22 protein-coding genes are annotated in these 20,513 nt (G+C 63.4%); 9 read left to right on the top strand and 13 right to left on the bottom strand.

Features of this window, described 5'->3' with window-relative positions; all coding sequences use genetic code 11:
* Positions 1–241 precede the first annotated feature (241 nt).
* On the bottom strand, positions 242–1,315 hold the full coding sequence (locus ELEN_RS12635) for a YeiH family protein (RefSeq protein WP_009609362.1): 1,074 nt from the start codon (positions 1,313–1,315) through the stop codon (positions 242–244).
* Positions 1,316–1,624: 309 nt separating this feature from the next.
* On the opposite strand from ELEN_RS12635, the gene ELEN_RS12630 reads away from it, so the two are divergent.
* The 3 genes from ELEN_RS12630 to ELEN_RS12620 all read left to right on the top strand — a co-directional run bounded on the left by ELEN_RS12630 (position 1,625) and on the right by ELEN_RS12620 (position 5,192).
* Positions 1,625–1,981, top strand: a complete 357-nt coding sequence (locus ELEN_RS12630; RefSeq protein ID WP_009609313.1) for a KilA-N domain-containing protein — start codon at positions 1,625–1,627, stop codon at positions 1,979–1,981.
* Between the two features lie 120 nt (positions 1,982–2,101).
* On the top strand, positions 2,102–4,252 hold the full coding sequence (gene uvrB, locus ELEN_RS12625) for an excinuclease ABC subunit UvrB (RefSeq protein ID WP_009609457.1): 2,151 nt from the start codon (positions 2,102–2,104) through the stop codon (positions 4,250–4,252).
* A 172-nt stretch (positions 4,253–4,424) separates the two neighbouring features.
* Positions 4,425–5,192, top strand: coding sequence for an SDR family NAD(P)-dependent oxidoreductase (locus ELEN_RS12620; protein ID WP_009306643.1), 768 nt, complete (start codon positions 4,425–4,427; stop codon positions 5,190–5,192).
* 100 nt (positions 5,193–5,292) lie between these two features.
* Here ELEN_RS12620 and ELEN_RS12615 read toward each other — a convergent pair whose 3' ends face one another.
* From ELEN_RS12615 to ELEN_RS12605, 3 genes are all read right to left on the bottom strand, one after another.
* Entirely contained in the window at positions 5,293–6,612 is a 1,320-nt protein-coding gene (locus tag ELEN_RS12615) for an MFS transporter (protein ID WP_009609351.1), read from the bottom strand.
* 260 nt (positions 6,613–6,872) lie between these two features.
* Positions 6,873–7,673, bottom strand: a complete 801-nt coding sequence (locus ELEN_RS12610) for a glycoside hydrolase family 25 protein (RefSeq protein ID WP_015761228.1) — start codon at positions 7,671–7,673, stop codon at positions 6,873–6,875.
* 135 nt (positions 7,674–7,808) lie between these two features.
* Complete coding sequence (locus ELEN_RS12605; RefSeq protein WP_015761227.1) at positions 7,809–8,561, bottom strand: biosynthetic peptidoglycan transglycosylase; 753 nt, start codon at positions 8,559–8,561, stop codon at positions 7,809–7,811.
* A 221-nt stretch (positions 8,562–8,782) separates the two neighbouring features.
* Between ELEN_RS12605 and ELEN_RS12600 the strand changes: the two genes are divergently transcribed.
* On the top strand, positions 8,783–9,193 hold the full coding sequence (locus ELEN_RS12600; protein WP_009306639.1) for an RrF2 family transcriptional regulator: 411 nt from the start codon (positions 8,783–8,785) through the stop codon (positions 9,191–9,193).
* Here ELEN_RS12600 and ELEN_RS12595 read toward each other — a convergent pair.
* Genes ELEN_RS12595 through ELEN_RS12580 form a run of 4 tightly spaced genes read right to left on the bottom strand, consistent with a single transcriptional unit; the run spans position 9,190 to position 11,881 of the window.
* Positions 9,190–9,897 (bottom strand): ABC-2 transporter permease, encoded by a 708-nt coding sequence (locus ELEN_RS12595; RefSeq protein ID WP_009306638.1) that lies wholly within the window; start codon positions 9,895–9,897, stop codon positions 9,190–9,192. The two genes, ELEN_RS12600 and ELEN_RS12595, sit on opposite strands and share 4 nt — an antisense overlap.
* 21 nt (positions 9,898–9,918) lie before the next feature.
* A complete protein-coding gene (locus ELEN_RS12590; RefSeq protein ID WP_015761226.1) occupies positions 9,919–10,617 on the bottom strand; it encodes an ABC-2 transporter permease in 699 nt (232 codons plus the stop codon).
* Positions 10,614–11,504 carry an ABC transporter ATP-binding protein gene (locus ELEN_RS12585; protein ID WP_009306636.1) on the bottom strand — a complete coding sequence of 297 codons (891 nt, stop codon included), beginning with the start codon at positions 11,502–11,504 and terminating at the stop codon, positions 10,614–10,616. Before ELEN_RS12585 ends, ELEN_RS12590 begins: the two co-directional genes overlap by 4 nt.
* Entirely contained in the window at positions 11,504–11,881 is a 378-nt protein-coding gene (locus tag ELEN_RS12580; protein WP_009306635.1) for a GntR family transcriptional regulator, read from the bottom strand. Before ELEN_RS12580 ends, ELEN_RS12585 begins: the two co-directional genes overlap by 1 nt.
* Before the next feature lie 282 nt (positions 11,882–12,163).
* Here ELEN_RS12580 and ELEN_RS12575 point away from each other — a divergent pair, with 282 nt between their 5' ends.
* Positions 12,164–12,352, top strand: coding sequence for a hypothetical protein (locus tag ELEN_RS12575; RefSeq protein ID WP_009609382.1), 189 nt, complete (start codon positions 12,164–12,166; stop codon positions 12,350–12,352).
* 9 nt (positions 12,353–12,361) lie between these two features.
* Here the strand turns inward: ELEN_RS12575 and ELEN_RS12570 are convergent, their stop codons facing one another.
* A complete protein-coding gene (locus ELEN_RS12570) occupies positions 12,362–13,156 on the bottom strand; it encodes an EFR1 family ferrodoxin (RefSeq protein WP_009306633.1) in 795 nt (264 codons plus the stop codon).
* Between the two features lie 304 nt (positions 13,157–13,460).
* On the opposite strand from ELEN_RS12570, the gene ELEN_RS12560 reads away from it, so the two are divergent.
* On the top strand, positions 13,461–13,823 hold the full coding sequence (locus ELEN_RS12560; protein WP_015761225.1) for an arsenate reductase family protein: 363 nt from the start codon (positions 13,461–13,463) through the stop codon (positions 13,821–13,823).
* A 36-nt stretch (positions 13,824–13,859) separates the two neighbouring features.
* On the opposite strand, the gene dtd is transcribed toward ELEN_RS12560, so the two are convergent.
* Positions 13,860–14,306 carry a D-aminoacyl-tRNA deacylase gene (gene dtd / locus ELEN_RS12555; RefSeq protein WP_009306631.1) on the bottom strand — a complete coding sequence of 149 codons (447 nt, stop codon included), beginning with the start codon at positions 14,304–14,306 and terminating at the stop codon, positions 13,860–13,862.
* Positions 14,307–14,450: 144 nt separating this feature from the next.
* Between dtd and bilS the strand changes: the two genes are divergently transcribed.
* Positions 14,451–14,966 (top strand): flavodoxin family protein BilS, encoded by a 516-nt coding sequence (bilS, locus tag ELEN_RS12550; protein WP_009306630.1) that lies wholly within the window; start codon positions 14,451–14,453, stop codon positions 14,964–14,966.
* A 78-nt stretch (positions 14,967–15,044) separates the two neighbouring features.
* On the opposite strand, the gene ELEN_RS12545 is transcribed toward bilS, so the two are convergent.
* The 3 genes from ELEN_RS12545 to hdcA all read right to left on the bottom strand — a co-directional run bounded on the left by ELEN_RS12545 (position 15,045) and on the right by hdcA (position 18,717).
* On the bottom strand, positions 15,045–15,950 hold the full coding sequence (locus tag ELEN_RS12545) for a DUF368 domain-containing protein (protein ID WP_015761224.1): 906 nt from the start codon (positions 15,948–15,950) through the stop codon (positions 15,045–15,047).
* A 237-nt stretch (positions 15,951–16,187) separates the two neighbouring features.
* Positions 16,188–17,687 carry a basic amino acid/polyamine antiporter gene (locus ELEN_RS12540; protein ID WP_009609358.1) on the bottom strand — a complete coding sequence of 500 codons (1,500 nt, stop codon included), beginning with the start codon at positions 17,685–17,687 and terminating at the stop codon, positions 16,188–16,190.
* A 76-nt stretch (positions 17,688–17,763) separates the two neighbouring features.
* Positions 17,764–18,717 (bottom strand): histidine decarboxylase, pyruvoyl type, encoded by a 954-nt coding sequence (gene hdcA, locus ELEN_RS12535; protein WP_015761223.1) that lies wholly within the window; start codon positions 18,715–18,717, stop codon positions 17,764–17,766.
* 231 nt (positions 18,718–18,948) lie between these two features.
* Between hdcA and ELEN_RS12530 the strand changes: the two genes are divergently transcribed.
* Both ELEN_RS12530 and ELEN_RS12525 read left to right on the top strand, forming a co-directional pair.
* Positions 18,949–19,503 (top strand): TetR/AcrR family transcriptional regulator, encoded by a 555-nt coding sequence (locus ELEN_RS12530; RefSeq protein WP_015761222.1) that lies wholly within the window; start codon positions 18,949–18,951, stop codon positions 19,501–19,503.
* A 188-nt stretch (positions 19,504–19,691) separates the two neighbouring features.
* On the top strand, positions 19,692–20,465 hold the full coding sequence (locus ELEN_RS12525; RefSeq protein ID WP_226844160.1) for a 4Fe-4S binding protein: 774 nt from the start codon (positions 19,692–19,694) through the stop codon (positions 20,463–20,465).
* Positions 20,466–20,513 lie beyond the last annotated feature (48 nt).

The raw sequence follows: 20,513 nt of genomic DNA, 5'->3' as shown, positions 1-20,513 counted from the left end.
GGGGACGGGTCGTGGGCGAGGGGTCTGCAACTCAGACAGTCCTGCTCGCACGAACAGCCCGCTGGGCTGTTCGGCTCGTGCGGAACTCGTATCAGACCCCTCGCCCACGACCCGTCCCTGGTAAAGCTGCGGGCTTCGGTTCTTGGCCGGAGCCTGTTTTGGTTGTTGGGGGCGTTGTCATCCTGAGCGGAGGCGCGAAGCGCCGGAGTCGAAGGATCCCGTGCGGCGTCAGCGGTGGCCGCTACCACAATCCCAGGACGTGCTGCATTCCCAGGCTGACGGCGGCGATGGCCACCCAGCAGCAGAGGCCCATGAGGATGGGCTTGCCGCCCGACTTCACGAGATGCACGATGTCGGTGTTCAGGCCGATGGCGGCCATGGCCATGACGATGAAGAACTTCGACAGCGTTTTGAGCGGCTCGAACACGGCCGCGTCGATGCCGGCGGACACTGCTATCGTGGTGATGACGGACGCGGCCAGGAACAGCAGGATGAACACGGGCAGCGCGCGACGCAGGCTGAAACCTCCCAGCTTGCCTGCGGGCTTCACCACGCTGTGCCCCTGCGCTTCGAGCGCGATGGGGTCGCGGCTTTCGCGACGCGCCACCCAAATGCCCAGCACCAGCGTGATGGGGATGATGGCCAGCGTGCGGGTGAGCTTCACGATAGTGGCCTGGTCGAGCGCGTTCGAGCCGGGATGCATGCCGTCCCATGCCGCGGCGGCTGCCGTCACCGACGAGGTGTCGTTCACGGCGGTGCCGGCGAACAGGCCGAAGCCTTCGTTGGTCATGCCCAGCGCGTTGCCCAGCGATGGGAAGATAAGGGCGGCCAGCACGTTGAACAGGAAGATGACCGAGATGGCCTGGGCAACGTCCTTGTCGTGCGCCTTGATGACAGGCGCGGTGGCCGCGATGGCCGAACCGCCGCAGATGGACGAGCCCACGCCGATGAGCGTCGAGATCTCCGAGGGCATGCGCAGCACTTTGTGCAGCAAAAACGCCACGATCAGCGCAGTGGCGATGGTTGAGCCGATGATGGGCAGCGACATCATGCCCACCTGGGCGATCTGCGCGAGGTTCAACCCGAAGCCCAGCAGCACGACGGCGGCCTGCAACACCTTCTTGCCGGTGAACGCGATGCCGGTCTGCACGCGGCCGCGCGCGGGCTGCTTCCAGAACACGGCGATGGCCATGCCGGCCAGGATGGCGAACACGGGCCCGCCGATGATGGGGAACTGCTGCCCGATGAACCAGCACGGCAATGCGAGGGCGAGGCATACAGCCAGGCCGGGTATGTTCTTCAAGGCGTTGGTCACGGTCGATCCTTCTGCTATCGAACGGGTGCGCGCTCCGTATGCGTGAGCGACGGCGTCAGAGTATACCATTGCCGTGTGGCTGTCGCGGTTATCGAACTCGCTACAATACTGAAAATTTACGAACATATGTTTGTAAATCTGTGATATGATGCTAGCATCATAAAAGAACCAGTGCAAGTGCTTGCCGGTCTGCGTGCTCGGCCGGATGCCCATAGAGGCGGCGGATGTTCCGCGCCGCCCGTACCATGCTTGCAAGATCCGCAGGATCCTCTCAGATCATCGGAACAGATAAAGAGAGGTGTATGCCGTATGTCTGATCGTGCGACGATCAACGCGCAAGGTATCGAAGTGACGTTTTGTAAAGGCGACGCCTATGCTGATTACGTTTCGCTTACCGATATTGCGCGCTATAAAAGCCCCACGCCGAAAGATGTGATAAAGAATTGGATGAGGACTCACGATGTTATCGAATATCTGGGTCTTTGGGAAACCCTGTACAATCCAAGCTTTAAAGGGGTCGAATTCGACTCCTTTAAAGCTCGTTCGGGCAGCAATTTGAACCGGGCGGCGCGAGAGCAGCTCTCGCTGCTGCTTCGGTCGAGCGCAGCCGACGGGTTGGAGGGCGGAGAGCTAGGCTCGGGGCGTGCGTTGCCCTCCGCTTCGTAACCGTTTACTAACGAACATCTGTTCATGTTACAGATGCTGTGATACACTGGATCTCCTGCGAAGTTTTACGTTGCGCGGCTCCGACGCGTCGGTGCTCCGCTGTTGTTCGGAAGGAGCAGCATGGCTCATCTTTCCAATATCGAAGGCATCGAGATGGAGGGCAAGCTGCCCGAGGTTCGTCTTGCCTCCACGCCGTTCAAAGCGGTGTCTCCGTACGAGCCGGCGGGCGATCAGCCGCAGGCCATCGAGAAGCTGGCGACCGGCGTCAAGGAGGGCTTGCGCTATCAGAACCTGCTGGGCGTCACCGGTTCCGGCAAGACGTTCACCATGGCAAAGGTCATCGAGGCCGTGCAGAAGCCCACGCTGGTCATGGCTCCGAACAAGACGCTGGCGGCGCAGCTGGCCAGCGAGCTGAAGGAGTTCTTTCCCGACAACGCCGTGGTGTACTTCGTGTCGTACTACGATTACTACCAGCCCGAGGCGTACGTGCCCTCGTCGGACACGTTCATCGAGAAGGACGCGTCCATCAACGAAGAGGTGGAGAAGCTGCGCCATGCGGCCACGTCGGCTTTGCTGTCGCGGCGCGACTGCATCGTGGTGGCGTCGGTGTCGTGCATCTACGGCATTGGCAGCCCGATGGACTACGCCGGCATGGCCGTGTTCGTGGACAAGCAGAAGGACATGGATCGCGACCAGGTCATCCATGAGCTCATCGATATCCAGTACGACCGCAACGACTACGAGCAGAAGCGCGGCACGTTCCGCGTGCGCGGCGATGCGCTCGATGTGTTCCCGCCTTACGCCGACCATCCGATCCGCATCGAGTTCTGGGGCGACGAGATCGAGTCCATCACCGAGATCGACAACGTGACGGGCGAAGTGCTGAGCGAGTTCGAGGCTCTGCCTATCTGGCCGGCCTCCCACTACGTGACCGCGCGTCCGAAGATGGATCGCGCGCTGGGCACCATCCGCGACGAACTGCGCGAGCGCTTGCAGCAGTTCAAGGAGGAAGGCAAGCTGCTGGAGGCGCAGCGCCTCGAGATGCGCGTGAACTACGACCTCGAGATGCTGGAGACGATGAACTTCTGCTCGGGCATCGAGAATTACTCGCGCCACATGGACGGACGCGAGCCGGGAGAGCCGCCCTACACGCTGATCGACTATTTCCCGAAAGACTTCTTCTGCATCATCGACGAGAGCCACGTGACGGTTCCGCAGATCCGCGGCATGCACGAGGGCGATCGCTCGCGCAAGATCACATTGGCCGAGCACGGCTTCCGTCTGCCCAGCTGCCTGGACAACCGTCCGCTGCGCTTCGACGAGTTCGAGGATCGCATCCCGCAGTTCGTGTACGTGTCGGCCACGCCGGGCGACTACGAGCAGAAGGTGTCGCAGCAGCAGGTGGAGCAGATTATCCGCCCCACCGGCCTGCTGGATCCCGAGATCATCGTGCGCGGCTCGGCATCGCAGATCGACGACATCATCGACGAGTCGAAGGAGCGCGCTGCGCGCGATGAGCGCGTGCTCATCACCACGCTGACGAAGAAGATGGCCGAGGACTTGACGGATCACCTGCTGGACCAGGGAGTGAAGGCTCGCTACATGCACTCCGACATCGCCACGCTCGAGCGCGTCGAGATCCTGCGCGATCTGCGCCGCGGCGAGTTCGACGTGCTGGTGGGCATCAACCTTTTGCGCGAGGGCCTGGACCTGCCGGAGGTATCGCTCGTTGCCATCTTGGATGCCGACAAGGAAGGTTTCCTGCGCAACCACCGCTCGCTCATCCAGACCATCGGGCGTGCGGCGCGAAACGTTTCGGGTCAAGTGATCATGTACGCCGACAAGATGACGGATTCCATGGCGCTGGCCATCGATGAGACGAAGCGCCGCCGCGCCATCCAGATGAAGTATAACGAGGAGCACGGCATCGAGCCGCAGACCATCCGTAAGGCCATCAACGACATCATGAGCTACGTCACCGACGAGATGGGCGGCACCACGGCCGAGCAGGTGAACAAGGAGCTTGCCGAGCTGTCGCGCGAAGAGGTGCTGCGCATCATCCAGTCGATGGAGGACGACATGGCCTCCGCGTCCCAAAGCATGGACTTCGAGGAAGCCGCCCGCCTGCGCGACCAGGTGGTCAAGCTGCGCGTCCAGGTGGAGGGCGGCAGCGAGGACGACGTGTTGAAGGACCTCAAGAAGAACGCCCGCAAAGGTAGCGCGTACGGCAATCGAAAGAACGCCGCATACGGCAGCGCCCGAAGGTCGTGAGGTTGCCCGAGAGGCCGCTCGTCGCGTGAAGCGCGCCGCTCGACGCGATCGCTTCGGGTGGAAAAGCCGCTGGCCGAACACGTCTTTGAGTTCTCAGGGCGCGATAGCATGCCTGCATGCGCGCCACGGTACCATACGGGGCAGGCTGTGCAGGCGAATCGAAGGAGAAAGCATGGACATGGGCTTGAAGGACAAGGTGGTGCTGATCACCGGCGGTGGCGGCGGTATCGCTCGGGGTATCGAGCGCGCATTCGCCACCGAGGGTGCGAAGTTCATCCTCACCGACCTGTTCCCCGGCGGTCTGGAAGCGGCGAAGGAGGAGCTTGAGCGCGATTTCGGCTCCGAAGTGTTCACGATTCTCGCGAACGGATCGGTGGAAGAGGAGGTGCGTGCGGCGGTCGAAGCGGGCGCCGAGCACTTCGGCGGGCGCATCGACGTCCTGATCAACAACGCGCAGGCGTCGGCGTCGGGATTGACGCTGGTGCAGCATTCGGAGGAGGACTTCGACCTGGCGGTTCGATCCGGCCTGTACGCGACGTTCTTCTACATGAAGCATGCCTACCCTTACCTGAAGGAGACGGCGGGATCCGTCATCAACTTCGCTTCCGGCGCGGGCATCGGCGGCAATCCAGGACAGAGCTCCTACGCTGCGGCGAAAGAGGGCATCCGAGGCATGAGCCGCGTGGCCGCATCGGAGTGGGGCCCCGACAACATCAACGTGAACATCGTATGCCCTATCGTCATGACGAAGGCGCTCGAGGAATGGCGCGAGCGCGAGCCCGAGATGTACGAGAAGAACGTGAAGGCGATCCCGCTCGGACGCTTCGGCGACGCGGAGAAGGACGTAGGACGCGTGTGCGTGTTCCTGGCCAGTCCCGATGCCTCGTTCGTAACGGGCGACACCATCATGGTGCAGGGCGGTTCCGGCATGAAGCCGTAAAGCTGCACCAAACGCCAACCCTCCCTAACTCGGCGAAAACGGGGGCTGCTCGACAGTGTCGGACAGCCCCCGTTTCGATGTCTCGAGCAAAAGAGAGCCGCTAGCCCTCTTCCGAGACTGTTCCGATCTCCGCGTTCGCCTCGGCCGCGCTGTCGCGCAGGACGTGCGGCTCGTCATGATCGAGGGCGCGCACGCTCTTGAACAGGTACACGGTCAGTCCCAGCGCAATGCATACGAGGCCGTCCGCCACGAAAAACGCTGCTACGCCCATAGCTTCGGCGGCCACGCCGCCGATGGCGATGCCCACGGGGGAGGCCAGTCCCATGGCGGCCATGGCCAGGCCCAGCGCGCGGCCCGTCTTCTCCTCGGGCACGTTGCGCTGGATGAGCGTGATCAGCGGTCCGTTGAACCAGGAGCATGCCAGCGCCATGACGGCGCACAACGCAACGAACGCCCAGAACATGGTGGGGGCGAGGAATCCGCACGCCGTGGTGGTGACACCCACGATGAGGGAGGCCACCGCGATGAGTCCGGCCAGGCGCTTGCCGCCGCCCCAGGCCATGAGCACGATGGACCCCGCGATCATCCCTACGCCGAACGCGGCTTCCACGACGGACGCCATGTAGCCGTCACCGCCGAAGTGGTCGTACGTCATAAGCGGGAAGATGGCGCCCAGCGGGGCGAACGCCATCATGCCGATGGTGATGCCGGCGATGAGGATGACGAGCCCGCGGGTTGCCGACAGCGCTTTCCAGCCGTCGCGAAGGTTCGCCAGCACGTGCTGGTTCTCGGCGGTCTCATCGGCGACGGTGGGGATCTTCGCCAGCGCAAGCCCCGCCACGGCCACGAGTGCTCCGGCGAAGTCGAGGAACATCACGGAGTGGAACCCGATGGTGGTGTACAGGAAGATGCCGAACGCGGGGGCGCCGATGGACGCGACGGACATGAGCAGCTGGTCGAGCGTGTTGATGCGCAGCAGGTGCTTCTCGGGCACGAGCAGCGGCATGGCGGCCATCATGGCGGGGCCGTGGAAGGCCTGTCCGATGCTGCGCACGATGACGAGGATCATGAGCAGCGGAAACGATACCTGCCCGAACAGGATGACGATGCCCAGCCCCAGCGACACGATGCCCACCGAGAGGTCGGCCACGATCATGACCGTCTTGCGGTTGTGCTTGTCGGCGATGACGCCGCCGAAGGGTGACAGCAGTCCTTGCGGCAGATACGCGCAGATGGCGGCCGCGGCCAGCATGATGGCGCTGCCCGTAGTCTCGGTGATGTACCACACCACGGCGTATCCCGCGGCGTAGCTGGTGATCATAGAAGCGGCTTGTCCGCCCCAGATGGTGGCGATGATCGCAAGCCAGCGCTTCGGCAGCTCGCGACCGGCTGCGCTCAGGGGCGCGGTCGATGCAGTCATGGATAGCTCCTATAGAACGAGATGGTCGGATGAACGTCAGTGTGAGGTAGCGAACGCGGTTGCGCTACCAATTCTAGATGGAAGAAGGCCGCCGAAGCGGCAACTATGCGTTGCGCGAACGCGCGGCGCAGGGATGAATCGCAAATCGACTGAGCGATTTAGCGGAAAAGGCGACCAGCCATCGAGCATGCTCCTCATGATTTCGAGCGAAAAGTAACGGCCAGTGTATCACGAACCGATGAACGTGCCAAGGGCGGGTTTTACTTCGCGGGCGGCAGCAGCAGGTTGAGGTCGACGGCGGTGTCGATGCCTGCCACGGAGCCGCCGTTGGTGTACTGCCAGATGGCGAAGTCGAACTGCGCGTGCGGCTGGGCGGCGTCGTACTCGGCGAACCAGACGGGACGTCCGCCCAGATCGGCGCGGTCGTAGCGCGCCATGTCGCCGCTGTTGCCGTAGATCATCGTCCCGTAGCCGCCCTGCTCGAGACGCTCGCAGAACGCCCGCGCGCACGCGGTGAGCGTTTCGCGGTCCATGTTGTTCGCACGGCCCGCGCCGTCGGCGACGGGCTCGTGGTCGTACGCCACGGGCAGCGCCAGGTAACGGCCGGCAAGCAGCCGCAGCACGAACTCGGCTTCTTCACGCGCCTCCTCGACGGTGACGGCTTGCGAGAAGAAGTACGCGCCCACATCGAGGCCCGCGCTCGTCGCATTGTCGATATTCTCGGCGTATCGGGCATCGGCGTACAGCGCGCCCTCGGTGTAGCCGCGGTTGCCCACGCGCACGAAGGCGAAGTCCACGCCGTCGCTCGCCACAGCGCTCCAGTCGATGGCGCCTTGATGGTCGGACACGTCCACGCCAAACTGGGAGCGCACCTCGCCGTTCTCGCGGAAAGCCAGGCGGTCGCCCGAACGTTCGAGTCCGCTCCAATCGTAGGGGCTCACGTATGCCTGCGCCGCGGGCTCCGCTGCATCTTCGGGGCCGCATGCCGCCATGAAGCCGAGCGATCCCAGCAGGGCGACGGCGGTCAGGGCGGCTGCAACGGTGGTTTTGAATCGTTTCATGCGGCTTATCCTACCAAAGCCCCCGTCGTCCGTGCGGGCGAACCCGTCGGCGCTACGACGACTACAGAACCTGCATGCAAGGCGTGCACCGCTCTGACGCGGTGTTCGGCGCGAGCGGATCGATGGGACGGCGCGTCATGCGGCCAGCGCGCGCAGGTTTCCCAGAATGTGCTGTGCTGCGTCCTGCCCGAGGTAGTCGTAGGACACGAGCTTCCGCAACACTTCCTGCTGGCGCTCGCGCGCGAGGCCAGGGTTCTGAGACAGCGCGTACACGCTCGGCGCGTTCGGGATGCCGGCCAGCAGCGTGCATTCGTCGGCATCGAGCGCGCTGGGGGCTTTGCCGAAATAACCCCAGCTCGCACTGCCGATGCCCTCGTAGCCGTCGCCGAAGTAGATGGAGTTCACGTATAGCTCCAGGATAGTGCGCTTCGAGAAGTGCTGCTCCATCGTCAGCGCCATGAACACTTCGGCTATCTTGCGCTCGACGGTCTGCTCTTGGGTGAAGTACTGGTTCTTCGCCAGCTGCTGGGTGATGGTGCTGCCGCCTTCCACGATGGCGCCCGCTTTGAGGTCGTTCATGAGGGCGCGCGCCGTGGCGATGGCATCGAAGCCGGGATGGGCGTAGAACCGATGATCCTCCACGGCCACGACGGCCTGCAGGTACAGGTCCGGCAGCTCGTCGATGGGCGTGAACGACTCGCTGCTCTGGATGGATGCGGCCATCTCGTCGAGGCCGGCTTCCTCGATCGCTTCGCGGTACAGGTTGAACCCGCGTGCAAGAAAGTACACTTCCACGAGCACGACGAGGATGAGCGCCGCCAGGGCGAGGCGCCCGATGAACGTGATGGCTGGATGCGCCGTCGATGCACGATGCGCCGTTCCTTTCATGGTTTCCACCTTTCTGTAGAGGAAAACTCCCCACTACGTTATACCAAGCGGTTCTTAACGCCGCCTTACCGACCGCTTGCCCCATCCTTACATTCCTGCAAGAAAGGCGTGTTCTATCAGGTAAACGATGGGCTATACTTTTGAAAACGACACGAACGAGAAGGGTGCGGCCGTCGCGTGCGGCAAGGCCGGTAACACCATCGAAGGACGGTGCGACGAACATGATGATATCGACACGGGGACGCTATGCGTTGCGGCTCATGATCGACATCGCACGACAAGGGGAAGCCGGCGCGCTGGTCACCATGCGGCAAGCGGCCGAGCGGGAGGATCTGTCCGTCAAATACCTCGAACAGCTGGGCGGGGCGCTGGTGAAGGCGGGCGTTCTCAAAAGCGTGCGCGGCGTGAGCGGCGGGTATCTGTTGGCGCGTCCGGCTGATCAGATCACTGCGGGAGACGTCTTGCGCGCCACCGAGGGCAGCTGCGCGCCGGTGTCATGCCTCGAAGACGGCGCGGAGGCGTGTCCGCGCCGCGATCAGTGCGTGGCCATCAATTTCTGGCGTGGGCTCGACCAGGCCATCGAGGATTACGTGGACAACGTGACGCTGGCCGATCTGGTTCAGATGGGCTAGAGGTCGCGCGTCGCGTACCCGCGAACCGCCGCGCGCTCCGATACGACGTACAAGGCGAGCGCCGCCGCCGTGACGCATCCTCCCACGACGAGCGCGCCGCCCAGCGACTGCGCGGCGACGACGATCCGGCCCACGAGGGGAAGAAACGCGTCGAAGTTCATGGAGCGGAATATGTAGATCCAGCCCATGAGGGCGAGCATGAAGGCGAAGGGGATGTAGCTGGCGAGCTTGCGGTGGCTGTCGGCGAACATGAACGGCAGCAGCACGCTGAACATGGCGATGGTGAGGGCGAACGTGCCGGCCGCGAACGATACGACGCCCGCAGCGTCGAAGCCTACGGCGAAATGGCGGACAAGCGGAAGCCCCGGCACAACGGCGTTGACGATGCAAGCGGTCGTATACGCTGCGACGCCGAGAGCGACGCATCCGGCGACGACGACGGCGATGCTTGCGTAGCGTCCCGCCACTACGTTTGCTCGCGAAAGCGGCAAAGCCTGGCGAAAGGCGACCCAATCGCGCCGCTGGTCGCGCAGCAGCATGGGCATGAGCACCATGTGGGACATGGGGAAGCCGGTGAGCAGGATGATGGGAGTCGCGTTCCCCGCTGCCAGGCATATGCCCGTTGCAAGGAGCGCCCACAGCGCCACGTTCTTCGGCAGCGATTTCGCCAAAGCGAGGAAATCGGCAAGCATCATGGTCTTCATGGGGCGCTCCTTTTCCGTTCGCTAGAGCTCGCGCTTCTGGTACAGCTTGGTGGAGATTACGGCTGAGATCGCGTAGACGGCGGCCGTGATCGCAAGAACTCCGGCAGCGATGGCGATGGTGCCCGCGGGCGACTCCAACAGGTTCAGCACGTTCGCGACGAACTCGGGCGGCGGCCCGTTGCCGTCGAGCTGGAACGCGAAGAACACGCCGATTATGATGAGCAGCGGCAGGTAGCGGACGCCCTTCGTCATGCCGAACCGCGAGAACAAGGGCATCGTGACGGACAGCATGACCAAGATGATGGCCAATCCGGCGACGGACGCGAAGAGCATGGCCTGCCACGAGAAGTTCCCCATGAGGTCGGCTAGCTGGGGAACGCCGGGGGCGATCTGCGCAACGGCGACCATCACGAGCGTCACCAGCAGGCCTGCCGCGATGCCCAGCAGCGCCAACAGCGCGAAGCTGACGTAGCGGCCTGCGATCACGTTCGATCGCGACATGGGCAAAGCCAGACGGAACTGCTGCCAGTTGGCGCGTTCGTCAAGCGCGAGGATGGTGATGGTCAGCGAGAAGGGGATCATCACGCCCACCATGGGAGCGGCAACGTAGAGGTTTCCTATCACGACGGTGATGAAGATGCCCACGGCGATGGAGACGCCCAGTTGTTGCAGCAGGTATTTCTTCGCGATCAGGAGATCGGACATGATCATGGCTTTCATCGGACCTCTCCTTTCAGCATCATGCCCATGTAGACATCGATATCGGCCTTGTCGACGGCGATGTTCTTGAAGTTCTCGGCGAACGCGAAACGGTCGGGAGCCAGTACGTCGATGCCGTAGGGGTGGCGCATGCTGCGCAGCTCGCCGGGGGCGAAGAAGCCGCTCTCGGCGATGCGCTCGTAGTCGGTCGCGCGGCAGTGCGCGATGCCGGCCAGATCGGTGATCGTGTCCTTCTCGACGGCGAACACGATGCGGCCGGCGTCGATGCACACGATGTAGTCGGCGATCTTCTCGAGGTCGCTCGTGATGTGGCTGGACATGAGGATGCCGTGGCGCTCATCCCGCATGTAGCCGCGCAGGATGTCGAGCGCTTCCTCGCGGGCGAGCGGGTCGAGCCCGGCGGTGGCCTCGTCGAGGATCAGCAGGTCGGGGTCGTGTGCCAGCGCGCAAGCCAGCGACAGCTTCATGCTCATGCCGCGGGAGAGGTCCTTCACCGTCTTGCTCTTAGGCAGCTGGAACTGTGCCAGGCGCTGCTCGAAGTCGGCAGGGCTCCAGGAGTCGTAGCTGTACGACATGAGCTTGCCCACCGAGGCGACGGTCATCTCCTCGGGGAACGAGCAGGTGTCGAACACCACGCCCGTGCGTTGCTTGGCGTCCTTGATCGCCTTGCTGCCGGCATGTTCGCCGACGTTTTGGCCGAGCAGCTCGATGGAGCCGGCATCGGGGTATATGAGGCCGAGGATGGCCTTGATGGTGGTCGTCTTGCCGGCGCCGTTCGAGCCGATGAAGCCGACGACGCTTCCGGCGGGTACGGTGAGGTCGACGTTTCGGAGGTCGAAGCCGTCATAGTGCTTCGACAAGCTGCGTATGCGGAGGAGGTCGTTCATCAGTCGTCACTTTCTGCGATGAGGTCGAGCATGTCATGGAGCTCCGGGATGCCGACGTTCGCACCGCGCGCTTCGTCGACGGCCTGGACGAGCAGCTCCTCGATGTGCCGGAGGCGCTCCTCGCGAAGAAGCTCGAGGTTGCCGCCGGCCACGAAGCTGCCCTTGCCGGGCACCGTCTCGATGAAGCCTTGGAGCTCCAGCTCGGCGTACGCGCGCTTGGTCGTGATGACGCTGATGCGCAGGTCGCCGGCCAGTGCTCGGATGGAGGGCAGCTGCTGCCCTTCGCCCAGCTCACCCGTCAGGATGAGGGCCTTCATCTGCGAGACGATCTGGTCGTAGATGGGCTTGTCGCTCGCATTCGAGATGATGATGTCCAACTCAGGCTCCCTTTCGTGGTTTCGTGCGCGAGCACCGGGGCGTCCCCCTGCGCTCGGGTGGCGCGTCGCGGCGTCCCGCTTCGCGCCGGGAGAGGCCAAGCACGTTCCTCGTCCCCTCCGGCCGGGCATCGTCCACTCCGTAACGTGTAGAGTGTATATACCCGATATGCACACTATAAACAATAGATACGGAAGCGTCAAGACAGCGCATGCGATCAACTGCCGTCATTGACGTAATACGGTATTGCGCATCTATGCTCGATGAAGCGAAAGGAGCGTGTCATGGTTGCCGTCATCGACAACGAAGAGCTTCCGAAAGCTTTCCCCTCGCTTGAAGACCTAAGGAGCGGGCATCGTGCATTGACGCCTGAGCGAAAGGCGGAACTGCGGGAGCTTATCCGTTCGACGACGCTTGAGGCGCCCGACGGCTGGGGAGAGCGGTCGTTCAAGGAATTGCTTGAACGAGGCTAGGGAGGAGCGTTATGCGCGCTTGGGAGCTTTCGCGAGGACGGGGTTGACGTAGCGGCCGCGACGCTCGGTCTTCGCACCGTACTGGATGGCGTTCACGGGGCAGCGGTGCAGGCAGGCGAGGCACTGCGTGCAGCCCAGCTCGGCCCAGCGGGGCGCGCCTTCGATGATCGTGATGGTGTTGGTGGGGCAGAGGTCGGCGCACTGGCCGCAGCTGATGCAGGTGGGCAGCGCGAAGAACTCCGAGGTGGATCGCGGCTTCTCGTCCTTTTCGGTGAACTTGGACAGCACGATGCCTAGGGGATTGCGGTGCTCGGCGCGCACGTGCTCGCGGGCTGCGATGCGATTTGCCGTCTCGCGCGCGGCAAGTTCCGCGCCGGCAAGCAGGCGCTTGCGCTTCTCGCCTTGGGCGGGCGCGTACAGGTATGTGCAGTTGCCCACCGATTTCACGCTGAACGAGGCGTCGAGGTTGATGCCCTGCGCGTCCAACAGGCGCTTGCCGAAGACGCGCGCCGTGCTGCCCACGAACGCGCCGCAGCTGATCACGGCGAAGCAATAGTCGGGCGTGAAGGTTTCCTTGTTGCCCGTGCGGAAGCGGGCTCGCTTGAGGAACGCATCGATGATGGGCGGCGTGGTGTAGTTGTAGACGGGGAAGACGAAGCCCAGCTGCTCGCCTTGCGCGAGCGTGAAGTCGAAGTCCTTGTACTTGTAGGCCGCGCCGATGTCGACGAGCAGGTCGTCCGTTGCGCGCGCGATGGTCTGCGCCGCCGCGAGCGAATTGCCGGTGCCGGTGAAGTAGAAGATCATGAGCCGCCTTTCCGTCTGTATGCCTTCAGTATACCAAGCCGAGCCTGCGCGAACGATGACCCTTTTGCAACCGAAGGCGGTTACGATGTTTCACGTGAAACATTTGTACGTTTGATCGACGTGCGCGTCTGCTTCGCCTCGGACGTCCTTCGCCGTTTCCGGCAGGATCGAAGCGAGCGAATGTTTCACTTGAGACATTCCGCCGCCGAGGCATGCGGCGCCCGTTCGCTTCGCTTTGCGGCTGCTTGAGGCCGCTCTGGTATGATGAGCGGGATACGAAGGCTGCAACGCGAAGGAGAAACCCATGGCGGACGTGCTGTTCATCGAATATCCGAAGTGCTCCACTTGCAAGAAGGCTAAGGCGTGGCTCGACGCGCACGGCGTGGCGTATGCTGACCGCCACATCGTGGAGGACAACCCGACGTCCGACGAGCTGGCCGCATGGCATGCGAAAAGCGGGTTGCCGCTGCGCCGTTTCTTCAACACCAGCGGCATGCTGTACCGCGAGCGCAACGTAAAGGCCCTGCTGGATGCCGGCATGAGCGACGCGGACGCCTACGCGCTTCTGGCCGAGAACGGCATGATGGTGAAGCGCCCGCTGGTGGTGGGCGACGACTTCGTGCTGGTCGGCTTCAAAGAGGCCGAGTGGGAGCGGGCGCTGCTCTAGCGCGACAGCGCGCCGGAGCGTCGTCGCATCGTCGCGCTAGAGCGCGTCGGTGTCGAGCCACAGCGTGAACGGACCGTCGTTGGTCAGGCTCACGTCCATGTAAGCGCCGAAGCGCCCCGTTTCCACGCGAGGCACGTCGCGGCGCGCGCGTTCGACGAACCATTCGTACAGCCGGTTCGCCTCGTCGGGCGCGCCCGCCTCGGTGAACGAGGGGCGGTTGCCTCGTCTGCAGTTCGCGAACAGGGTGAACTGCGACACGACCAGCACTTCGCCGCCCACGTCGGCTAGCGACAGGTTCGTCTTGCCCTCGGCGTCCTCGAAGATGCGCAGGCGCGCGATCTTGCTCCAGAGGCGTTCGGCCTGCTCCTCGCTGTCGTCGTGACCCACGCCTAGCAGGATGAGCAGCCCGCGCCCGATGCTGCCCGCCGTCGCGCCGTCGATATCTACCCGCGCGTTCGACACGCGCTGAACCACCGCTCGCATAGAAGCCTCCTCGCTTGCAGGGCGCTTGCGCCCGTTGGATTCTCTCGTTTCAGTATAACGGGGTTTACAGAGGGGTCGGACGGGCGTATAACAAGCTGATTCGAATGCGGCGCCCGCGCCGAGGCATGTAGGGAAGGAACGCTTATGAGCTACGCGATCGTGTACGACAGCCGCACCGGGAACACTGAGGCATTGGCGCGGGCGGTGGCCGCTGCGCTGCCGAGCGAAGGGCGCCTTGCGTTCGGTCGGGTGGACGAGGTGGATCGCGCCGCCGTCGCGCAGGCCGACCGCGTGTACGCAGGGTTCTGGACGAACCGTGGCGATTGCGGCGACGAGTTGGCCGAGGTTCTGGCCTCGCTCGCGGACAAGGACGTGTTCCTGTTCGGGACGGCCGGGTTCGGAGCCGACGAGACGTACTTCGCGGGCGTCATGGCGCGCGTGGCGGTGCATCTGCCCGAATCGGCGCGGATCGTGGGCACGTTCATGTGCCAGGGCCGCATGCCCGCCAGCGTTCGCGCCCGCTACGCGCAAACCGCCGAGGCCAAGCCCGAGCAGGCTGCGCGCATGCATCAGCTCATCGAGAACTTCGACGAAGCGGCGAGCCATCCCGATGACGATGATCTCGCGCGTTTGCGCGAAGCTGTCCAAGCGGCGAGCTAGCATGGCGAAGCCGGCGAGCCTTCCCGGCATCGGCTTCCATGCCGCGTTGCGGCTGTCCGATGCGGGCGTCGTAGCGCGTTAGCCCTCGGCGGGTTCCTCCAAGCGCGACCTGAGCAGCTGGAGCCCGCCGACCACGGCGCCGCCGATGAGGAAGAACACGATGCTGAACGTGTCGAGGCTCATGGCCGGCTGCGGCTCGCTCAGCGTGAGCGGCCCTTGCGTGATGGAGAACAGCGACCCCAGCATCATGCCGATGATGGCATAGATGGTTTGCGAGCGGAAGCGCTCGAGGCACATTCTGATGAGTCGGACGAACAGAAGCATGCCGCATGCGATGCCCGCCGCGAACACCATCAGGATAGGCAGGTAGGACAGATCGAGCCCCATCGTCGCGCGCACCGCACCCATGATGGGCACGTACAGCCCGAAGATCAGCAGCAGCGTGGAGCCCGATATGCCCGGCAGCACCATCGCGGAGATGGCCGCCATCGCCGCCAGGAACACGTACGCCACCAGGCCGAGGTCGAGGCTCTTCGCCGCAACGTCGGTGCCCTCTCCGCTCACGGGGCTCAGCAGCGTCACTGCCACGACAAATGCGACGCCCACGACGGCGAACGCGAGGTACGGCAGCCGTTTACGCAATGCGTCCAGCTCCTCGCGCACGACGATGGGGATGGCGAACACGATGAATCCCATGAACAGCGAGCTGACCTCGTAGATGTGCGTATCGAAGAAACTGGTCAGCACGAGCGCCGACAGCCCGAACCCGATCGCCCAACCTGCGCCCAGCTTCAGCAGGAAGCGCACGGCTGCGAAGCGCGCAGCCCTCGCGCCGTGGAACAGGTCGTCCAGCGAGCCGATGAACCGGTCGTAAAAGCCCAGCAGGAAGGCGACGGTGCCGCCCGACACCCCGGGCACGCTGTCGGCCAGGGCCATGCAGAACCCGCGGACGGAGTTGACGATGAGTTCGGTAAAGCCCTTCACGGATGACTCCCTTTCGGTTTCCAATGTGAACAGCATGGCGTATTCGCAGGGGAATCCTCGAGTCGTACACCGATCGATGGAGGATATTCAGACCGCTTAAGATTCGGTAAAGCCCGTGTAAAGGGAAGGTAAAGCCGCAGCGTTTTCGACGAATCGGGTCTGATGTGCAAGACGACCAAAAAAAGCCCGGGGCCGTAAGCGGCCTCGGGCTTCGCGGTGATCGCAATCGTGCGCGCTCTAGATATGGATGTTCCCGAACGTGATGACCGAGTAGATAAGGCCGGCGATGCCGAGCGCCAGCACCACGGCCAGGATGACCTTGTCCGACCGCTTCTCGAACAGCTTCGCCTGTCGGTCGTGCTGGCGCACGCCCACGATGTACAGCGGCAGGCCGATGGCGTACACGATGCAGGCCACCATGAGGTAGTTCAGGCCGGCCGCGTAGATCAGCCACAGTCCGTACAGCGAACCGGCCGCGCCCGTGAACACGGCCATGCCGCGGCTGGCGAAGATGCCGGACGGGTACTCCTTCTTGACGGCGATCTTGAACAGGAACAGCGTGCAGAAGAAGTAGCACGGAAGCGCCATGACGCTGGTGATGCTGATCATCGTGGTCCAGGCGTTGTTGCCTATGAAGAACGAGATGATGAGCACCACCTGCACGACGATAGTGGTCCACAGAAGGGATGTGGACGGCGAGCCGTTCTTGTTCTCCTTCACGAACATTTTGGGGAAGATGCCGCTTTTGGAGGCGGCCAGCGGCATCTCGCCCAGCATGAGCATCCAGACGAGCCAGGAGCTCAGCACCGAGACGATCACGCCGGCGTTCACCATGATCTCGCCCCATTTTCCGAACGACTTCAGCATGATGGCCGCCATCGACGGGTCGGCCATGCTGCCGACTTCCGCTTGCGAGTACACGCCGAGGGGCAGAAGCGACACGACGATGTAGAGCGCCAGCGTGACGAGGAAGCCGATGGTGGTTGCTTTGCGCACTGCGGCCTGCGATTTCGCCTTGCCCGACACGACCACGGCGCCCTCGATGCCCAGGAACAGCCACAGCGTGACCAGCATCGTGGACGAAACCTGAGGCATGACGTTGCTGAAGTCCAAGGTCAATGCCACGCCGTCTTTCATGCCCCAGAAGCCTTCCATGAACACCGAGAACTTGAACACGGTGGCCACGGCCAGGATGAAGATGAACACGGGCAGCAGCTTGCCGATGGTGCCGATGATGTTCAGGAAGCTGGTGGACTTCGCGCCGCGCAGGGCCAGCAGGTACATGATCCACGTGATGATGGAGCCGCCGATGATGGACGGAATGTTATTGCCGCCCGTGAAGTCGGGCACGAAGTAGTTCAGCGTGGCCATGACGAGCACTGAGTAGGCAACAAGCGCGAAGCAGTTGCAAATCCAGTAGCCGTACGCCACGAAGAAGCCGATCAGCTTGCCGAAGCCTTTCTCGGCGTACGTGTACAGGCCGTTCGTGAGCTCGGGTCGCGCGGCCGACAGGATGCGGAACGTGTTCGCGATGAACCAGATGCCGATGCCGGTGACGACCCAGGCGATGATGATGGCTCCTGCGGAGGCGTCTGCGGCCATGTTCTGGGGGAGGTTGTAGATGCCTCCGCCGATCATGGCGCTGATGACGATGCCTACCAGGCCGATCAGGCCAACTTTTTTCGAGCTGTCCTGGGCCGATGATCCGCCGGAACCGGAAGCGGTTTTGTCTGCCATGTTTCCAGTCCTTGTCTAAACGTGATCGAGCCGCCCGGGGGTTGCCTGGACGGCTCGATCAGGGGGATACCGTCGGTTACGCGATGTCCGTGAGCGGCTCGAAGTCCATTTGCTTGAGCCAGTCGGACAGGTGCAGGTTGTTGAGCGAGGCGAATCCGGTAGCGGGCACGGCGTTGCGGGCCAGCGTGACGTAGGGACCCACCGTGATGGCGTTGCCGATCTCGCCCGGCTTCATCATGCGGTGAGCGAAGCCCACGTAGGTGCGGTCGAACAGCACGTTCTGGTCGCGGCCGCACTCGACGACGGACCAGACGATAGCTTTGCGATGCTGCTCGAGGAACGCGATCATGTCCTCTTCGTTGTCGTTCTCGGTCCACACGCCGGCATCCTCGATGAACAGGTCGGCCGCGAAGTCGCGATCGGCGGAAAGGGAGATGGCGATGAAGGACCACACGCCGTAGCCTTCGCCCTCCTTGAGCGGGCGGTCGGTCTTCGGGCGGTAGGCGACGACGCCCCTGTTCGCGCAGATGGTGTGCGCGCCCGGAATGGGATGGTAGCGGCGGTTCTGCTCGGTGCCGAACAGCTCCACGCCTGCGCTCAGCAGCGGGGCGGCGTCGTACACTTCCAGCTCGCGGCCGTTCCACTGCTTCTCGGTGAACAGCGGCTTGCTCTTGCCGTTGTCGACCGAGTCGTGGCGGGCGAGGTCGTAGCCCCACACCTGTCCGGCCATGCCGCAGAACGACGAGGCGGTCAGCATGTTGATCTGGCCGACGTACGCATCGGCGGCCTCGGCCTTGTCGTACGTGACGATGCGGTCGACCAGCTCGTCGTTGGTCTTCTCCACCGTGCCTGCCGAAACCTTCAGCACGGACACGTAGCCGTTGCCGTAGGCGCCGGGCATGCCGTATCCGTCGCAGTAGTCGTCGTACGGACTGATGGCCGTCTTGTCGATATGCGGCGCGCGCATGGTTGCATGGTGGTTTGCCTCGCGAGCGATAGTGCGGTTGCGTCGCTCCTCAACGTTCTTCATGGATGGAACTCCTTTCGTATGCGAACGATTTCAGCGCCGATTGTAGGACCCCTCGTGCGTGTGGAATTTCGCAGGGGGGTTTCGATGGCGAGCCGTGCTTTGCCCGACGATGCGCCGTCACGAAGATGAAAGGAAGGTGTTGCCGGGATTCGTCGCATCTCTTGACGGTGCTGTTGACATACCGTATATTACAAACGTTATATAACGGTTGTAATATACGGGAGGGTGAGGATGCCGGAGCAGAAAGTGGGGCGCGAGACGGTGCTCGATGCTGCACTGGGCTTGCTGCGAGAGAGGGGAGAAACGGCGCTGAGCGCACGGACGGTGGCCGAGCGGGCGGGCTGCTCGGTGCAGCCGATCTACAGCTTGTTCGGCGACATGCGAGGACTCGTGCGCGCACTGTACGACCATGCGCGCGCGTGGGTCGCGGCGTACAACCGCGAGCATGTGGACGACGGCCGCAATGCGTTCGAGGCGAACGGGTTGTCGCATCTGCGCCTTGCGCGCACGGAGCGTCATTTGTTCCAATTCCTGTACCTATCTCCGCACATGGAGGCGACGAGCTTCGCGGAAGTGTACGAGAGCGTGGCCGTCGACGGCGTGCAGCAATGCATCGAGGAGCTGGGGCATCTGTCGCCCGCGGCGGCGCGCGCGCTGTACCTGCACATGATCGTGTACACCCACGGTATGGCGGCCATGCTGGTTGCTGGCGCGCAATTTTCCGACGAGGAACTGGGCGAACGCTTGAACGAGGCCTTCACGGGTCTGCTGACGTTGGTGAGATGAGGGAAACCATGGAGGAGTCGGAGAGAAATTGTGCGAGCGATGTTTCACGTGAAGCATCGGGTGTTTCAGAACACATGTTGCATGATGTCGTTTCGGGCGTGACGCGAGTGGAGGAACCGAATGATCCGGCGCGAGGCGGGCGAGGACGTGTTGGCGCGCGGTCGGCCGACAAGGTGCGCGGGTCGGCGGTGCGATCGGCCGACGAGGTACGCGCGCAGCGCGAGCGGGGAAGGAAGCGGCAGAACGCGCGGCGGTTGGCGCTGCTCGTGTCGTTCCTGCTGTTCCCGGTCATCATCTTCTACTTCTCACCGGCGCTGATCATCGAGGGCGCCTTGGAAGGGGCGGTGGCTGCCAGCATGCTCGTGTTCTGCCTGCAGTTCTTGTTGGCTATCGTGCTGCGTCGCGCGTGGTGCGGGTGGTTGTGCCCGGCGGGCGGCCTGCAGGAGCTTGAGGCGACCGCCGTAGGCAAGCCCGCGAAACTGGGGTGGAGGGCGCGCGTCAAGTATGTGATCTGGGTGCCGTGGGTGTGCTCCATCGTAGCGTGCGCATGGATCGCCGGTGGTTTCACGACGGTCGACCCGTTGTACGGCATACCGGGCGGCGTGTCTATGAACAGCCCTTTGGGATTGCCTATCTATTTCGGCATCGTGGCGCTGTTCTTCGTTCCCAATCTGTTCTTGGGGTGTCGCGCCATGTGCCACTGCATCTGCTGGATGGCGCCGTTCATGGTATTGGGCGAGAAACTGGGTTCGGCGCTGCGGGTTCCGCAACTGCGCATCGAGGCCGATCCGAATGGCTGCATCGGCTGCGGGAAGTGCGACCGCGCGTGTCCGATGAGCCTGCCGGTGCAAGACCTCCTGGCCGGCGGTGCCGTCGCCGACGCCGAATGCATCCAGTGCGCCGCCTGTGCCGACGTATGTCCCAAGGGCGTGCTGCGTCTGCGCATGGGCCGCATGCGGTAAGCGAGCCCGAATCGGAATGTTTCACGTGAAACATTAGTACTGTTTGTC

The organism is Eggerthella lenta DSM 2243 (assembly GCF_000024265.1).
Lineage (GTDB): Bacteria > Actinomycetota > Coriobacteriia > Coriobacteriales > Eggerthellaceae > Eggerthella > Eggerthella lenta.
The sequence above is the reverse complement of the archived record's forward strand: the minus strand, read 5'-3'. Positions and strand labels throughout refer to the sequence as shown.

Excerpts from the sequence above, each read along its gene's own strand:
- ELEN_RS12630 (WP_009609313.1), top strand. The coding sequence starts at position 1,625 with ATGTCTGATCGTGCGACGATCAACGCGCAAGGTATCGAAGTGACGTTT.
- uvrB (WP_009609457.1), top strand. The coding sequence starts at position 2,102 with ATGGCTCATCTTTCCAATATCGAAGGCATCGAGATGGAGGGCAAGCTG.
- ELEN_RS12620 (WP_009306643.1), top strand. The coding sequence starts at position 4,425 with ATGGACATGGGCTTGAAGGACAAGGTGGTGCTGATCACCGGCGGTGGC.
- ELEN_RS12615 (WP_009609351.1), bottom strand. The coding sequence starts at position 6,612 with ATGACTGCATCGACCGCGCCCCTGAGCGCAGCCGGTCGCGAGCTGCCG.
- ELEN_RS12610 (WP_015761228.1), bottom strand. The coding sequence starts at position 7,673 with ATGAAACGATTCAAAACCACCGTTGCAGCCGCCCTGACCGCCGTCGCC.
- ELEN_RS12605 (WP_015761227.1), bottom strand. The coding sequence starts at position 8,561 with ATGAAAGGAACGGCGCATCGTGCATCGACGGCGCATCCAGCCATCACG.
- ELEN_RS12600 (WP_009306639.1), top strand. The coding sequence starts at position 8,783 with ATGATGATATCGACACGGGGACGCTATGCGTTGCGGCTCATGATCGAC.
- ELEN_RS12595 (WP_009306638.1), bottom strand. The coding sequence starts at position 9,897 with ATGAAGACCATGATGCTTGCCGATTTCCTCGCTTTGGCGAAATCGCTG.
- ELEN_RS12590 (WP_015761226.1), bottom strand. The coding sequence starts at position 10,617 with ATGAAAGCCATGATCATGTCCGATCTCCTGATCGCGAAGAAATACCTG.
- ELEN_RS12585 (WP_009306636.1), bottom strand. The coding sequence starts at position 11,504 with ATGAACGACCTCCTCCGCATACGCAGCTTGTCGAAGCACTATGACGGC.
- ELEN_RS12575 (WP_009609382.1), top strand. The coding sequence starts at position 12,164 with ATGGTTGCCGTCATCGACAACGAAGAGCTTCCGAAAGCTTTCCCCTCG.
- ELEN_RS12570 (WP_009306633.1), bottom strand. The coding sequence starts at position 13,156 with ATGATCTTCTACTTCACCGGCACCGGCAATTCGCTCGCGGCGGCGCAG.
- ELEN_RS12560 (WP_015761225.1), top strand. The coding sequence starts at position 13,461 with ATGGCGGACGTGCTGTTCATCGAATATCCGAAGTGCTCCACTTGCAAG.
- dtd (WP_009306631.1), bottom strand. The coding sequence starts at position 14,306 with ATGCGAGCGGTGGTTCAGCGCGTGTCGAACGCGCGGGTAGATATCGAC.
- bilS (WP_009306630.1), top strand. The coding sequence starts at position 14,451 with ATGAGCTACGCGATCGTGTACGACAGCCGCACCGGGAACACTGAGGCA.
- ELEN_RS12540 (WP_009609358.1), bottom strand. The coding sequence starts at position 17,687 with ATGGCAGACAAAACCGCTTCCGGTTCCGGCGGATCATCGGCCCAGGAC.
- hdcA (WP_015761223.1), bottom strand. The coding sequence starts at position 18,717 with ATGAAGAACGTTGAGGAGCGACGCAACCGCACTATCGCTCGCGAGGCA.
- ELEN_RS12530 (WP_015761222.1), top strand. The coding sequence starts at position 18,949 with ATGCCGGAGCAGAAAGTGGGGCGCGAGACGGTGCTCGATGCTGCACTG.